The sequence below is a fragment of the Arenibacter lacus genome, from assembly GCF_008711145.1.
Taxonomy (GTDB): Bacteria; Bacteroidota; Bacteroidia; order Flavobacteriales; family Flavobacteriaceae; genus Arenibacter; species Arenibacter amylolyticus.
The window spans coordinates 1-16,566 of record NZ_VVIN01000050.1; the positions used below are offsets into that span (position 1 = coordinate 1).

The 16,566-nt window shown below is 43.4% G+C and carries 12 protein-coding genes and 1 tRNA gene; all 13 read right to left on the reverse strand.

All coding sequences use genetic code 11. The annotated features are described in order from the left end of the window. Window positions 1-268 precede the first annotated feature (268 nt). A tRNA-Arg gene (locus F1E73_RS13090) sits at window positions 269-340 on the reverse strand. A 113-nt stretch (window positions 341-453) separates the two neighbouring features. After that, entirely contained in the window at window positions 454-1,614 is a 1,161-nt protein-coding gene (locus F1E73_RS13095; RefSeq protein ID WP_086478152.1) for an alpha-hydroxy acid oxidase, read from the reverse strand. A 48-nt stretch (window positions 1,615-1,662) separates the two neighbouring features. Beyond that, window positions 1,663-1,992, reverse strand: a complete 330-nt coding sequence (locus tag F1E73_RS13100) for an L-rhamnose mutarotase (RefSeq protein ID WP_086478153.1) — start codon at window positions 1,990-1,992, stop codon at window positions 1,663-1,665. 39 nt (window positions 1,993-2,031) lie between these two features. Beyond that, complete coding sequence (fucP, locus tag F1E73_RS13105) at window positions 2,032-3,345, reverse strand: L-fucose:H+ symporter permease (protein WP_150452144.1); 1,314 nt, start codon at window positions 3,343-3,345, stop codon at window positions 2,032-2,034. Between the two features lie 57 nt (window positions 3,346-3,402). Then, window positions 3,403-4,185 (reverse strand): L-fucose dehydrogenase, encoded by a 783-nt coding sequence (locus tag F1E73_RS13110; RefSeq protein ID WP_086478155.1) that lies wholly within the window; start codon window positions 4,183-4,185, stop codon window positions 3,403-3,405. A gap of 29 nt (window positions 4,186-4,214) precedes the next feature. Next, window positions 4,215-5,756 (reverse strand): sulfatase, encoded by a 1,542-nt coding sequence (locus tag F1E73_RS13115; protein WP_223883430.1) that lies wholly within the window; start codon window positions 5,754-5,756, stop codon window positions 4,215-4,217. A 127-nt stretch (window positions 5,757-5,883) separates the two neighbouring features. Then, window positions 5,884-7,224, reverse strand: a complete 1,341-nt coding sequence (locus tag F1E73_RS13120; protein WP_086478157.1) for an alpha-L-fucosidase — start codon at window positions 7,222-7,224, stop codon at window positions 5,884-5,886. Window positions 7,225-7,262: 38 nt separating this feature from the next. Then, window positions 7,263-9,629 carry a glycoside hydrolase family 95 protein gene (locus tag F1E73_RS13125; protein WP_150452145.1) on the reverse strand — a complete coding sequence of 789 codons (2,367 nt, stop codon included), beginning with the start codon at window positions 9,627-9,629 and terminating at the stop codon, window positions 7,263-7,265. Window positions 9,630-9,765: 136 nt separating this feature from the next. Next, window positions 9,766-10,623, reverse strand: coding sequence for a fumarylacetoacetate hydrolase family protein (locus tag F1E73_RS13130; RefSeq protein ID WP_086478159.1), 858 nt, complete (start codon window positions 10,621-10,623; stop codon window positions 9,766-9,768). Window positions 10,624-10,836: 213 nt separating this feature from the next. Beyond that, window positions 10,837-13,086, reverse strand: a complete 2,250-nt coding sequence (locus F1E73_RS13135) for an alpha-L-fucosidase (protein WP_150452146.1) — start codon at window positions 13,084-13,086, stop codon at window positions 10,837-10,839. A 208-nt stretch (window positions 13,087-13,294) separates the two neighbouring features. Then, window positions 13,295-14,071: an SDR family NAD(P)-dependent oxidoreductase gene (locus F1E73_RS13140; RefSeq protein ID WP_086478160.1), complete on the reverse strand. Its 777-nt coding sequence runs from the start codon at window positions 14,069-14,071 to the stop codon at window positions 13,295-13,297. Window positions 14,072-14,110: 39 nt separating this feature from the next. Beyond that, window positions 14,111-15,442 (reverse strand): L-fuconate dehydratase, encoded by a 1,332-nt coding sequence (locus tag F1E73_RS13145; protein WP_150452147.1) that lies wholly within the window; start codon window positions 15,440-15,442, stop codon window positions 14,111-14,113. 98 nt (window positions 15,443-15,540) lie between these two features. After that, window positions 15,541-16,413: an AraC family transcriptional regulator gene (locus F1E73_RS13150; RefSeq protein WP_086478162.1), complete on the reverse strand. Its 873-nt coding sequence runs from the start codon at window positions 16,411-16,413 to the stop codon at window positions 15,541-15,543. Window positions 16,414-16,566: the final 153 nt, after the last annotated feature.

Below are 16,566 nucleotides of genomic sequence, written 5' to 3' on the forward strand. Positions count from 1 at the left end.
ATAGGAAGGCTGATCCAACAGTGGCGAGTCTCGTGACAGTTAGTGTTGAATAGTTGGAACGCTAGAAAAAAAAACAGCCTATTACATTTGCAACAGGCTGTTTTATTTTTTGTTAAGTAATCTTAGTAGCAAGCACTCCTACTTTCAAGCTTCGCTTGGCGCGCTGTGCGCGTTTGGTTCGTAGCCTCACCAAGAATCCCGTTCGGCTCCGCTAGGACAGGCTTCGATTCCCAAGCTATCGCTTGGCGCGCTGCGCGCGTTTGGTTCGTAGCCTCACCAAGAATCGAACTTGGATCTAAAGTTTAGGAAACTTCTATTCTATCCATTGAACTATGAGGCTAGTTACAGCGTAGTACGCTGTGGAAGCAAAAGTAAAATTTATTTGTAAAAAAAAAGAAACTTAAAGTGCTAAAATTTTTAATAATTCCATTCAGCACTAAACAATCGTCCTAATTATAAAAGGTGATTTGGAAAATCTTTCACCTCTTCACAGCATATCTGCTCCATCACCTGCTGTAATTCTGTTTTTAAAAGGGAAATGGTATGATCGCCTCCTTGTGCACCCAATGCCGCCACTCCGTACATAAAAGAACGCCCCAAGAAGGTGAACTCGGCCCCAGAAGCCAAGGTTCTTGCAATATCCGGACCACCCCTTAAACCGCTATCCATCATCACCTTAATCTGATCGCCGTATTTTTCGGCAATCCGTACCAGTGGCTTGATGGTAGACTCACCAGCATCTAACTGCCTACCTCCGTGGTTGGATACAATAATCCCATCTAAGCCCAACTTTATGCATTTCTCGGCATCGGCCTCGTTGGCAACGCCTTTTATCACCAATTTACCTTTCCACATATCGCGGATCGGTTTAATTTTCTCCTCGTTTAATCGGCCTGTAAACGTCTGGTCCATAAATTTCCCCAACTGAGCCAAATCTAGCCCCTTTGGCATATAGGGTCGCAAGGTCTCAAAATTAGGCTGCCCGTGTTTTAAGGTGTTCATTGCCCAACTGGGTTTCCCCAATACCTGAAGGATATTCTTCACAGACATCTTTGGGGGCATGGCCAAGCCATTGCGTATATCCCGGGGCCTAAATCCAAAAGTAGGCACATCTGCCAAGATCACTAGCACCGGACATTCGGCTGCTTCGGCCCTTTTAATAATATCGTCCCTTACGCTATCTTCCGTAGGATGGTAGAGTTGAAACCATGCCTTGCCTTCGGTAATTTCACTAATCCGCTCGATACTGCTGGTACTTACCGTACTCAGGATAAAAGGGATATTGTGCTCAAAGGCAGCCTTGGCCAGAATTTCTGGAGAGTTTGGCCACATAAGCCCTTGTAATCCCACGGGGGCAATACCGAAAGGAGCGTCGTAGGTATGTCCAAACAGTTCCGTTTTCATGCTAGAACCCGTATGCTTGCTTAAATAATAAGGCAAGAGCTCCACTTCCCTAATTTCGGAAGTGTTCTTATACAGGTTTACATCTTCATTACAGCCCCCATCCAAATATTCGAACGCAAATTTCGGAATCCGTTGCTTGGCCCTTTTCCTTAGATCGTCTACGGAAGGGTATTTGGTATTTATTTTTATTTCTTTCTTTTTCTCTTGCATAACGCTTACAAAGGGTAATTATTAAATTGTTCATGGAGCGGTGTACCCCTATAACTGAAAGACTTTTTCCATCAACATCCATTTCTCTCCCGGTTTGGCCATGGGAAGTGCCTGTTGGTACTGCCACATTAGTTCTTCCCACTTTTCATTCTCCGGGTACTTAGCATCGATCAATGCTTTCTTTTCAAAAGTAAAATCGTCATCGACTTCCATTATCATAAACATACGGTTCCCTACCCTATAGATCTCCATATTTATGATGCCAGATTCTTTGATGCTTTGTATAATCTCGGGCCATACCTCTTTATGGTATTCTTCATATTTTTTGATCAAGGCTTCATCGTCCTTTAGATCCAATGCCAAACAATGTCTTTTCATGTGATTTATTTTTAAAGGCTATAAACCATAATTATTGGGTTAGGCTAATTTAAGTTCATATTTTCTAAATACTCGGAATCCGTACCATGCAATGTAGATGAAACAAAGCAGTGGAAGGATAAAGGAAAAATTGACCTCTGCAACTCCGGTGATTTTTATATCGTCTACCGCATTACCGCCAAGATCAATGATCATTCCCTGCAGTTTGGGCATTAAGGCGCCACCCACAATGGCCATAACCAAGCCTGCCGCCCCAATCTTAGACTTCTCTTCTGAAAGTCCGGTAAGTGCTACCCCGTAAATGGTAGGGAACATAATGGACATAAAAAAGGTAATAGCCACCAAGCTGTACAAGCCTACCATTCCCTGAATATAGATAGCTCCTAGAGTACATGCACCTGCACAAATCGCAAAATAAGCCAGTAATTTCCCAGGACTTATAAATCTCAGCACATAGGTTCCTACAGCGCGACCTACCAAGAACAGTACAAAGGCCAGTATTTGATAATTTGCAGCGGTGTCGCCCTCCATGCCAATAGCCTCTGCATACTGGTAGATATAGGTCCAGCACATAATCTGGGCTCCCACATAAAAGATTTGGGCAACTACCCCTAACACATATTTATTATTCTTTGCCAAGCCGTTAAAAGTATCTTTTAAACTGGGGATTCCGCCTTCTTCCTTGGCTTGCGGCATTTTACTAACTAGAATCAGGAAAAATATGGCCAAAATAACCAACCCCAGCACCACATAGGGATCTCGGATCACCATTAGGTCCGACGTTCTAATCATCGCTTTCTTTGCCTCCGAAAGCGCGGAGTAATCGTCATAATTGACCGATTGTATTTTTTTAAGTACAAATTGCTGCGCTACCAATAACCCCAATAGCAAGCCAACGGGATTAAACGCCTGGGCCAAAATTAAGCGCTGGGTAGCTGTTTCCGGGGCTCCCATTGCCAATATATAGGGGTTGGCAGTAGTTTCCAAGAATGCCAATCCGAAGGTTAAAATATATAACCCCAAACAAAAGAACCAGAACTGCTCCGTAATGGCCGCAGGGTAAAAGAGCAAGGCGCCAGCCGCATACAAGGCCAGTCCAATTAACACCCCAACCTTATAGGAATACTTGCGAACAAAGAGGGCCGCTGGCAAGGCCATACAGAAATACCCCCCATAAAATGCCATTTGCACCCAAGCCGCTTGGGAATTGGAAAGCTCCAAAACTTTTTTAAAGGCCTGCACCATGGGATCGGTCACTGCATTGGCAAATCCCCACAGGGCAAATAAGGAGGTGATTAAAATAAAGGGAACAAGCACCTTTTTAGATACAACTGCTGGTCTTTTTTGATTCATTGAATGGTGTTTTTATTTAGTTTATTGGATGGTTACTAGTTACTTAATTTACACCCTTTAGGAAATGGCGCGGTCCAAGTGGGTATATCCCCCGTCTACATAGAGTAATTGTCCGGTAGTATGACTGGATCTTTTAGAGAGTAGAAAGGCTACGGTATCGGCAATTTCCGCTGCGGTGGTCATTCTTTTCCCCAAAGGAATCTTATCGGTGATACCCTTTAGTTTGGTTTCTGGATCCTCAAAGGTTTTAATCCAACGATCATATAATGGCGTATAACATTCCGCTACAATTACCGCATTAACGCGCACATTATAGGGAAGCAATTCTACGGCCCACTCCCGGGTTAGCGCATTACGCCCTCCATTGGCAGCTGCATAGCCCGAAGTTCCTCCCTGACCCGTTACCGATGTTTTAGAACCGATATTTACGATGGCCCCTTCGGTCTTTTTAAGTTCTGGTAGCGCATGATGGGCCATAAGGTAGTAATGGGTAAGGTTGCGATTAATGGATTGTAGAAAATCGGCATAATTCCCGCTTTCCAGTCCAACCCCGTCATTAATCCCGGCATTGTTCACCAAGCCGTCTATCCTACCGAATTCTGCTAGGGTACGTTCCACAGCCAATTTACATTGTTCCGGGTCCGTTAGCTCGGCAGTAGTATAAAAAGCCTTACCGCCGCTTTCCTTAATTTCTGCCACCACCTGCTCCATACTGGCCTTATCCCTACCAACAATAACGGGGATGGCCCCTTCCTGGGCGAGCACCAAACTAATCCCGTGACCAATCCCTTTAGATCCTCCGGTCACTATAATCACTTTATCCTTAAGATGTAAATCCATAAAATTTTTAGTATGAAAAATTACTACTGCTATAATACCTCATCTGGGTAGGGAATCTGCATCCCAGTATCCTTCTGGGAAGGCATTTGTGCTTCTACCTCACGTAAATGATCGGACAATATTTTTGCCAACTCCTTTGTTTTTTCTGGTTGTGCTGCTACCAAATTCTTGGTCTCCCCAATATCTTCCTTTAAATTAAAGAGTTCCATCCTACCGTCTTGGTGGTAGTAAATTAATTTATAATCCCCCACCCTAGTACTACTGGAGGCTCCAATTCCCGGTCCGGAAGGTCCCCACTCATTGGGATAATGCCAGAATAAGGGTCGCTCTTTGGAATGATCCTCGCCCGACTTTAGGGTGGGAACAAAACTAAATCCATCTACCTGCTGTACCGTTTTATACTGTTTCACACCTGCCATTTCCAAAATGGTGGGATAAAAATCCTCTATAATGATCTTATGGTCGGTAACCGAGTTGGGCGGCGTTTTCCCTGGCCATTTCACTAAACTGGGAACTCGAATGCCCCCTTCGTAGGCCGATCCCTTCCCGCTATTCAAAGGTTTGTTGTGGGTGTTTCTTTCTCCTCCCCTAGCATAGACACTCAACCCACCGTTGTCCGACATAAAAAGGATGATGGTATTCTCGGCCAGTTCCTTTTTCTCCAAATAATCCATGATATCCCCTAGGCTCTTATCCATCCCCTCTACCAAAGAGGCATATTTTGCTTCGATGGAATCTAACCCTTTGTCATAGTATTTTTGTACGAAACGGGCATCTGCCATGATGGGGGTATGCACTGCATAATGGGACATATGCAAAAAGAAGGGTTTGTTTTCCTCTTGGGCTACGTCCATTGCCTCCAAGGCTTCCAAGGTAATAGCCTCCGTTAGGAAGACCTCTTCCCCATGGTATTTCTCCAAACCTGGCACGGCCCATATTTCCCTACCCTTATTCCCATTACCATAATCCTCGGTTCCCAGAAAACTTCCTGGAGCTCCTGCTGCATGTCCGGCAATATTCACATCAAAACCGAGATTTAAGGGATCTTCCCCTAGGGTACCTATGGCCCCTAAATGGGCCTTACCCGAATGAATGGTATAATAGCCTGCATCTTGCAACAACTGTGGCAGCGGAGTGGCATATACTGCTTTATCCACCTCCAGGGAGGGCGTCATCCCATTTACATTCCATTCTGGGAAGCTTAGCGACTTATGATTGGTTTCCATGGGCTGCAATTTATCCTTGTGCAGTGTCCAATTGGTTACCCGGTGTCTTGCGGCATTCATCCCCGTCATTAAACTCACTCGTGTGGGACTGCAAACAGCCGTGGCATAGGCTTGGGTGAATTTCATCCCCTCTTTTGCCAAACGCTCCATATTAGGGGTTTGGTACAAATCGTTAAAGGGGGTTCTTTGGGTCCAGAAGGGCACGGAAGTATCCTGCCACCCCATATCATCTACCAAAAACATCACAATGTTGGGCTGGGAAGCATTATTATCCACTTGGTTCGGTTGCATATCCTTACATCCTCCCAAGAAGGCCAATGCAAGAAGAGTTAGTATAAACTTCATACTATCCATATTAAATATATTAAAGCGACTATATTTTTGCATTGGCCCTGTATTTATTGGTTTTATCCCACCACATATATCCTAAAGCAATATAAACACTACTTTTTACACCTCAACTATCTAATATTTAATTACTCTCTATCACCGCACCATCTTCACGGTACAGGTCTACCTTGCCATCTAACAATACGGCAATTACGGTCATATCCTCATCCAACACATGCTCTGGCACCTTAATGTATTTAATCCCTGGATAGTGGCTCCAATACACCTTCCCTATCACCTGATGCGATAGTTTAGTGCCTTCACCCACAACCCAAATGCGGTTAATATTATTCTTAAGTCCGCGTAAGACCACTTCCCCTCCAGGATTGCCTTTTACGAATAAATACAGGATGTTCTGATCTTTGGATAGGGTGGTAGGTCCATAAAAATGCTCTTTCGGAATTCCCGAGCGTGTACCGTATATGGCTTCTTTATGCTTGTTGGTCCATCTCCCCAAGCCTTCCAAGATAGCTACTTGCTCTTTTGGAATACTACCATCGCCTTTTGGCCCAATATCCAATAATAGATTGCCCCCATTACTAATTACATCGGCGAAAACACCAATAATCTGATTGGTGGTTTTGTAATTATGGTCGTTTTTTTGATATCCCCAAGAATCGTTCATAGTAAGGCAGAGTTCCCAAAACTTGTTCTCGGGCCTTGTAATGGGCATTCCTTGTTCTGGGGTGGCATAATCCCCATGCTCCTTAAGTCGGGAATTTAAAATCGTATTGGGGTTCCTATCCAACAGCATTTGTCGCACTTTAGGTGCCTGCCAATCTTCGGAGCTGTGCTCCCAGTCCCCATCAAACCAGTATAAATCTGGATTGTAGGTGTCTGACAGCTCTTTTAGTTGCCCTTGGTAATATTTTAGGAATTTATCCCATCTTTTGGGTTCATCCGCTATTTTATAACGCATGGAATCGCGCGTAAAATGGGTGTAATCGGCATAAGACCAATCTGGCAATGAGTAGTAGATTCCCACTTTTAGGTTATTCTTCCGAAGTTCGGAAACAAAGGGGCTAAGTACATCTTTCTTGGACGCTGCACCCTTTACCGAGTTAAAATCGCCAAATTTGGAATCCCAGAGTGCAAATCCGTCGTGGTGTTTGGAGGTGATGACCGAGTACTTGGCCCCGCTCTTTTTAATTAAATCTACCCAGGCAGTTGGATCATAGTTCTTTGCAGTGAATCCCTTGGTCTGTTTTAGGTAATCCTTATGGGAAATGTACCCGTTAAAAAAAGACCAAGACTCGTCTATTCCATTCACGGAATAGAGTCCCCAGTGAATGAATATCCCCAGTTTGGCATCTTTAAACCACTCCATTTTCTCTTCATTTTGAGAGGTAGTTTCCGGTTCTTGTCCTTGTGCAAGATTTGCAGTGAGGGCGAATAAAAAAATAAAAGCAATCAGTTTTCTCATTAGTGTATATATGTATTCTCCTTAGTCTATTATTTTCCTTAGTTTACTTTCTCCAAGGCTGAATTCAACCAGATTTTCTGGTCTTTTTTTAATGCAACTGTGGTTTCAACCTGGTTATATAACAAATCTACCTCCGTATTCCTCTTAGCCAAAAGCCCCACTTTCACCAATTTTCCGTCTTTCCATTCCAAATCCAGTTCAACATTTCCGCGGGCTACCAGTCCGGTTATGGATCCCGATTCCCAGTTAGGAGGCAATGCAGGCAACAACCTAATAAATCCTTCGTGGGATTGCATTAGCAACTCTGCTACTCCGGCCGTGTATCCAAAGTTACCATCGATCTGAAAGGGCGGATGCTCGTCAAACAAATTATCTGCTATAGATATCTGCATCAGTTTTGTGATATTCTCTTGTGCCGACTTAGCATCTAGCAATCGGGCATTGAAATTAATCATCCAGGCCCTACTCCACCCGGTACCAGCACCACCGTGCTGTAAGCGGTAATCAATGGTCTTTTGGGCTGCGGCAAAGGCTTCCTTATCCTTGGAGGTAATAGCAACACCAGGGTGAAGTGCATAGAGGTGCGACATATGGCGATGTCCTTTTTCCGGCTCTTCATATTCCTCGTTCCACTCTAAAATTCGACCATCTTTTCCAATCTTAACTCCAGGATAGAGATCTTCCAATTTAGTCCTTACCTCTTTAATAAAGTCGTCCTCTATCTCCAACACTTGCGCCGCTTCCAAGGTATTCTCAAAAGCTTCCGCTATAATTTGATGCCCCATAGCCGAACCCATGGCCATGGCAACTGGTTTCCCGTCTGCTGCATAATAGGAATTCTCTGGGGAGGCTTCGGGATAGGAAATCCACTTTTCACTATTTTCATCCTTCTGCAACCAATCCAAATAAAACTCGCTAATTGTCTTTAGGAAGGGATAAGCACGATTTTGAAGAAATTCTTCATCTTCTGTGAATTTATAATGTTCCCAATAATGTTGGGCCAACCATCCACCACCGTGGATCCATGCGCCCCAATAGGTCCTTTCGGCACGCATCCATGCCGTTGCCCACAAATCTGTGGCTTGGTGCATTACCGCTCCCCTATCAATTCCGTATTGCTCCTTAGCGGTAATTTTCCCCCTTTCGAGTAGGCGGTCTCCAAAATCGAACAAAGGCATATGCAATTCGGAAAGATTGGTCACCTCAGCCGGCCAATAATTCATTTGGAGGTTAATGTTCAGGTGGTAATCGGCATTCCAAGGTGCCTCTAGGTGGTTGTTCCAAATACCTTGTAAGTTGGCCGGATTGGTTCCTGGCCGTGAGGATGCTATCAGCAAATACCGACCGAATTGAAATAATTTAGCCGCTAAATCCGGGTCGTCTTTACCGTCCTTAATTCTTTGTAGTCTAACATCCGTAGGAAGGGAATCTAATTCCTTACCTCCCAAGTCTAAAGCAACTCGGTTATACAAGGAAGAATAGTCTTCAATATGCCTGTTCAATAGACTTGAAAATGTTTTCCCCGCTACGCTTTTTAGGGTTTCAATATTTTTGGTTTTATAATCATCCGAATAAAAGGAAGTGTTGGCCACAAGGTAAATGGTAGCGTCTTTCACTCCTTTTAAGGATAAGGATCCATTATTGGCAACTACTTCCCCTGTGGTATTTTCCACCTTTAGTCGAGTTTCAAATTTCACCCCGTAATCGATTGGAAATGGTTGGGATTCGCGCTTCCCCCCGTACTGGGTTACCATTCCCAGCATACTAATTTCGGAATCCGATGGATTGGAGGTGGTGACGGTTTTATGTCCGTGATCTTCGGGCCGATCCAGCCTCAGGTCAAAATCCATTCCCTCAGCAGCGGTGGTACTTAAATGAATTACCATAAGGTCATCTGCATGGGAAGAAAATACTTTTTCAGAATATTCGGCTCCATTACTGGTATACGTCACTTCTACCAAGGCATTGTTTAGATCTAAAGATCTTTTGTAGTTTTCTACCTTCTTATCCCCTTTAAAATCGATAAAAAGATCGCCCATAGTCTGGTGTGATCTCACCACCGTTTTATAGGAAAACTTATCCATATAGGTAGCATCTACTTCATGTGGGTTTCCCTCCCTTAACAATTTTCTAAAATGTGCTAGGTCCTCTGGCGTTCCTTTGGAGTCGCCCCAATCCGGACCACCTGGCCACATTGAGTCCTCGTTAAGCTGAATGCGTTCGTTATTGGGGTCTCCAAAAACCATAGCTCCCAACCTACCATTACCAACGGGCAGGGCTTCCATCCATTGGGAAGCGGGTTGAGCGTACCATATTTCATTAGAGGAAGTCTCCTTTTCCTGAGTCTGACAACTGTAGATAGTGAATACAAGTAGTGTAAGTAGTAGCGTTTTAATCTGATTCATTTTTAGATCTTCCAATTTTGTTAAAGCTCACAGTGGCTTCAACTCACAAAAAAATGAGTGAAAACTGTCGTTTTCTTTAAAGCAGGAAAAATGGCCCTCAACATTTTCTGGAGAGGGCAATTTTATTTTTAATTTATTATCCTTGATAGGCTTTGGCGGTCTGCTTAGAGGTACCCAATCCTTCAATACCCAACTCTACCACATCTCCTGGTTTTAGGTACTTTGGGGGATTAAATCCTAATCCCACTCCAAAGGGCGTACCGGTAGAAATAATATCCCCTGGTAGAAGGGTCATAAACTGACTGATATAGCTTACCACTTCCTGTACGTTAAAAATAAAGTCGGACGTTGAGCTATCCTGTACGGTTTCCCCGTTTAGCTTTAACCACAGGTGTAGGTTATTGGGGTCTTTAATCTCATCTTTCGTGGCGATAAATGGCCCTAGGGGAGCAAAGGTATCACAGCTCTTACCCTTTACCCACTGACCTTCGCGCTCTATTTGAAATTCTCGCTCGCTATAGTCGTTATGCAAAACATAGCCTGCAACGTGATCCATGGCGTCTTCCTTGGAAACATAGGATGCTTTTTTCCCGATAACCACTGCCAATTCTACTTCCCAGTCTGTTTTTTCACTTCCTTTAGGAATAATTACGTCATCATTGGGACCAACAATGGCGGAAGTTGCCTTGAAGAAAAGTACGGGCTCTTTAGGAACCGCCATACCACTTTCGGCCGCGTGTTTAGCGTAATTGAGTCCAACACACACTATTTTTGAAGGTCTAACCAATGGCGCTCCCAATCGCACTTCCTGGCCTACTACCGGACAACTTCCTTCATTATCCTTTAACCAAGCTGCTAATTGCTCTAAACCATCCGTTCCAAAGAAATCCTCGTCAAAATCCCTTCCAAATGCAGAAACATCCAGTCGCTTTCCATTTTCCAACTGCACTCCTGGCTTTTCCTTTCCTACCTCTCCAAATCGAATTAATTTCATCTTCTTATTGTTTTAAATTGATTTTTATTCTAAATGTTTCAAATACTATCCGCTAGTTGGTAACCGATTTCGGATACGCCTACCTACCGGTAGGCAAGCTCAATCTCCTACAAATCAGTGGCGGAGTTTACCTGCCCAAGGCAGGCGGAGTCGAAGCCACAATTCTGAATTCTCACTACTCAGTACTCAGTACTCAGTACTCAGTACTCAGTACTATTTCTCCTCCAACAAAAAATCGACCTCAGCGATTGCGGCAACTTTCCCTCCGCCAGCAATTTCTCTGGATTCAATTCTAATATATCGGGTATTTACAACCGACTTAAATACATGCTTCCGGGTAGTTGGATCGTTAATAAGGTTTCCAAACTCGAAGGATTCCAAGGTTTTCCACGACTTCCCATCGGCACTAATTTTAAGCACGCCTTTTTCTATCATTCCGTCCCTATGTGCTTTTTGTGGCGTATAGGTAAATCCTTTTAGGGCATATTCCGCACCTAGATCCAAGGATAGGTAGTGATTTTGATTATTGGAAGCAGACTGCCAGTAGGTGGTAGGATCGGCATCAAAAGCTGCTGCTCCTTCGCGACCAGACTGTGCGCTACTTTGCTGCAATAGTTTCCAATCTTTTTTCATCACTCCTAGCTCTCTTTCTACCACAGCCCCTAATTGATCGTTAATTTGGGCAACTGCCTTTACTTCCCCTGCTGCCAAGGAAAAAGGATCCTCATAAATAGGTGAATCCGCCGTGGGCATGGAACCGTCGGTGGTATACCTAATAATATAGTCCCCGTTTAAATTTGCACTGATATCCTGTCCATGGGGCTTCCAACCAAAGTCCTCTTTCTTGGGGGCTATGCTCACCATCCCGTTCACATCTCTTTCAATGGCAAGTTGTGGTGGACGAGTGCTGTAATAATAAGCCCCTACAAAGGAGATCGCGGGGTACCATCTAGACTGCAAGAATCTTACCCTCACCTTATTGGTGGTCACCTCTGGGAAACGCAGTATTCTTTTATAGCCAATATTGGTAGCTACCGCAATTTCTTGCCACTCATTGTTTATCCAAGCATCCAAAGCATGTTGCTCTACCCTTTCCCCATGGGTTGCAATGGCTTCCTGCAAGACCAATCTATTAAAGGTAATAGGATTTTTGGCAGTTAAAACTACTTCACTATTCTCCTTGTCCAACACCTCAAAAAGCGCATCATTGGCATCCAGGATATTTTTGGGACCATTGGCATCTGCCAATAAATTATTGGAATAGGTTTCCCTAATACGCTGCCCTACTTCCTCCAATACCCTAACATCTTCCGGGGAAAACTTCCCTTCCCTATTTGGAGGAATATTTAATAAAAAGGTAGCGTTACCACCTACTGATCTTTCGTAAATATCAAAAACGTCGTCGGTACTGCGCACCTTTTGATCGGTATCGTCCCTATAAAACCATCCCTCTCTAATAGAGGTGTTTATTTCTGCTTGTTGATAATGCAAAAACTTGGCATTGTAGAGCTTTTCCCTACTTCCAATATCTTCTGCGGTTATATCCTCAAATTTGTTTAGGTTCGCCGGATCCTCCAAGTACGGAATTACGTTCCACTCCGTATCCCTAGTATCCCCTGCTTCATTACCGCACCAACGGATGTCCTCTTTCCCAAAGATTACCGTTTCTGGCGCCAATGTTCTTATCAATTCCTTCCAAGCTAGATAATTATAGGTCTGTCCGCCTTTGCGTTTCGGATGAGCCCCATCAAACCACACCTCATGGATAGGACCGTATTCGGTTAACAACTCAAAAAGCTGGTTTAAGAAATATTCGTTATAATCGTCCACCTTAAAAGTAAAAGTAGTCTTGTTCTCGAAAGGCCTTCCTTCTACCGGTCTTGGAATGGTACGCTCTGTATACTCACTTAAATTCCCATAAAGTCCCTCCTCATTCTCTATCTGGAACAAGTCTGCCGGAGACAAATACACCCCAAGTTTAAGCCCGTACTTTTTACATGATTCCGAAAGCTCCCTTAACACATCCCCCTTACCATCTTGAAAAGGAGTGGACATTATTCCGTGGTCGGTATACCTACTTTGCCACAATACAAATCCGTCATGGTGTTTTACGGTTAGGATTACCTTTTTCATCCCTGCGTCGCTCATGGCCTTACACCATTGATCCGTATCCAGGTTTTTAAGATTAAATACCTTTGGATCTTCCATTCCATTACCCCATTCCATTCTAGTAAAGGTATTGGGCCCAAAATGGATGAAAGCGATAAATTCATTTTTTAAGGCCTCGTACTGGTTAGGCGTAGGAACTACATGTGCTGCTTTTAATATAATGGAATCCTTACTATCCGTATCGTTCACGGGAATGGTACTGGAAACGGGCATTACCAAGGCATCAAACTTTGGTTTTTGGGAACAGGCCGTCAAAAACACCACTAAGGCCAGACATTGAAATAACTTATTCATCTTACTATTTTTCACTTTTCGTTGGTTGATATTATTGCCAGTATACACGCTGGCCTTGCTATTAAATTGACCAATCGCCGCATTAACAAATCCTCAAGTTGACACATGGACTCATTGATACACTGGCACATTGTTATATTGATACATTGTTATATTGGTACATTATTATTTTGGTACATTGAAACACTGGTACATTAACTCACTAATCCTACCCATTCAATTTAATAAACCCTCCATCTATAGGAAAATCGGTTCCCGTAATAAAGGAGGCTTCGTCCGAACATAGGTACAACGCCAGATTAGCTACCTCTTCCGGTTTCCCCATTCTACCGATAGGCTGGGTCTTGGAAAGTTTCTGGAACATCTCCTCTTCTTTCCCAGGGTAGTTTTTTCCAATAAACCCATCCACAAACGGGGTATGGATCCTTGCAGGGGAAATGCTATTGCAGCGTATCCCTTGCTCCAGATAATCCTTGGCCACGGAAAGAGTCATGGTTAACACGGCTCCTTTGGACATGGAGTAGGCAAAACGGTCCGATATCCCAACCGAGGAAGCAATGGAGGCCATATTTACAATCACCCCTCCCTTTTCCTTCATCTTACCTACCACTGCATGCATACAATTATACACACCCTTCACATTTACATTGTAGATTCTATCCAAATCATCTTCCGTAGTCCCTTCCAAGTTCCCAACGTGGGCAATACCGGCATTGTTCACCAAGATATCTATGTATTGCTCCTTTGCAATGGCATTAACCACTTGGGATACCTGCGCTGTATTGGAAACATCGCAGGCATGAAACGTAGCGACACCTCCAGAAGCGGAAATATCCTTTACTATTTTCTCCCCGTTTTCGGCATTATATTCCAAGATATGCACATGGGCTCCTTGGGCCGCAAACTTTTTGGAAATTGCCTCGCCAATACCACTAGCTCCGCCAGTGATAATAGCTGTTTTATTTTTTAAACTAAATAGCGTCATCTTCTTGCACGTATTTATCCTCTATTAATAAATTCTTTTTTACTGCTGCGATTTTTGGTCCGCGTCTTCCTGCCAGATTATCCCATCAGGAAAACTGTAGTCCTCCAAAGACTGCTCTTTCATGGTAATACTATATCCTGGCATGGAAGGAGGCATATAGGCACCGTTCTTAATCACCACAGGATCGTAGAAATGTTCGTGTAAATGATCTACATACTCAATAATACGATCTTCCATGGAACCGCTTATCGCAATAAAATCGATCATGGAAAGGTGCTGTACATATTCGCATAAACCTACACCTCCAGCATGTGGACAGACCGGAATATTAAATTTTGCCGCCATAAGGAGAATTGCTAGGATTTCGTTTACTCCCCCAACCCTACAGCTATCTATTTGACAGATCCCCATAGCATCGGCCTGCATCAATTGCTTAAAGATCACCCTATTCTGGCAATGCTCGCCTGTAGCCACTTTTATAGGGTGTACGGCCTTGGCAATCTTAGCATGCCCCAGAATATCGTCCGGACTGGTAGGTTCTTCTATCCACCAAGGCTCAAACTTCCCAAGCGCTGCCATATTGGTAATTGCCTCGTCCACATCCCATTTTTGGTTGGCATCCATCATCAGTCTTAAATCTGTTCCAATCTCTTCTCGGATAATGGCTGCACGCCTCATATCATCCTGAAGGTCGGACCCCACCTTTATTTTCATATGCTTGAAACCTGCTTCCTTGGCCTCGCGACATAATCGCCTCATCTTATCGTCCGAGTAGCCCAACCATCCCGCAGAAGTGGTGTATGCCGGGTATCCGTTTTCTAACAAGTAATCTATTCTTTCCTGTTTGGTAGCTTCCTTTTCCTTCAATAACTGCAAGGCCTCCTCTGGGGTAACGGCATCGGTAATGTAGGTGAAATCTATACAAGAAACGAGCTCTTCCGGAGACATATCGGCCAGCAATTTCCATAGCGGCTTATTCTCCATCTTAGCATACAGGTCCCAAACGGCATTCACCACAGCTCCGGTTGCTAGGTGGATAACCCCTTTTTCGGGCCCCAACCATCTAAGCTGACTATCGCCAGTGATCATTTTCCAGAAAGCTCCCATATTTTCAATAAAACTTTCCATGGATTTTCCCTTCACCAAGGGAGCAAGGGAATGTATTGCAGCTGCACAAAGCTCATTACCCCTACCTATAGTAAAGGTAAGCCCATGCCCTTCCAATCCGTCAGGATGGTTGGTTTTCAACACTACATAAGCGGCTGAATAATCTGGATCTGGATTCATGGCATCTGAGCCATCTAAGGATCTACTGGTGGGAAACCGGACGTCTTTTACCAAAACATCCGTAATTATTGTTTTACTACTCATTATTTCATTTATTAAAAAAAACAAATCTAAACCTATGTCCCTTACAATTCCACCACCAAAAGCCTCATTATCGATACTTTTTTGACATTTTTCAGGTGTCATTCCTTAATTTGAGTATGAAGCTTCACATATTCGGAAGGTGACATACCTACAATAGATTTAAAATGACGATTAAAATTTGAAATATTATTAAATCCAGACTCATAACAGACTGGGGTTATGTTGTCCCTATTTTCTATCAATAATTTACAGGCATACCCTATTCTAATTTCATTCAGGTATCGGGTAAAGGTCTTTCTATGAATCCTTTTAAAGAACCTACTAAAGGCGGAAGGATTCATTTTTGCCACTTCGGCAACATCCTTGGAGCCAATAGGATGATTGAAGTTTTTAAAGATAAATTCATAGATTTCATCCAAGGTCTTGTTATCGGTCTTATTAAAAGAATTTAAAAATCCGGGACTAGACAATAATTGATACTCCTCATGAATGGCCAAATGATGGAGCACTTCCAACAGCCCAATGGTTTTATGGAAAGGGTCTAACTCACTTAGTTCTTTTACCTTGGAAAGCACGGTATCCTCCACGCCTACAAATTTTATACCTTGGTCTGCCCTTTTTATCAATTGGGCAATGGGCTTCATTTCCATAGCATTTAAAAAATCCATCCCCAAGAAATCTTCTCTAAAGTGAACCGCAATGGCTTCACTCATCAAATTGGAATCTTCCTCAAAATAGACCTCATCATTAAGCCACATATGAGGCAGGTTCTTCCCTAGGAGCACCAACTCCCCTTCCTCAAACTTTTCTATACCATCTCCAATAAACCTCGTGCCAGTACTTCTGACAATATAGACCAACTCCAATTCCGGATGGTAGTGCCACACCTTTAAAAAATGTGAAAAACTATTATGGGCCACCGTGAAGGAACTATTTTGTAAACTAGATCTATTAAGCAAATGTAGCTTCATACCATATGTGAACTTTAGAACTTAAAAAAACGCCATCTAATACCACAAATATACTTCAATTCTGCCTAAACTCCACCTAAGGCAAAAAAAGTATTGTGATTTCACCTTTGCTTGGTGGACAAGCATGATAATACCGAATACATTAGCACCCAT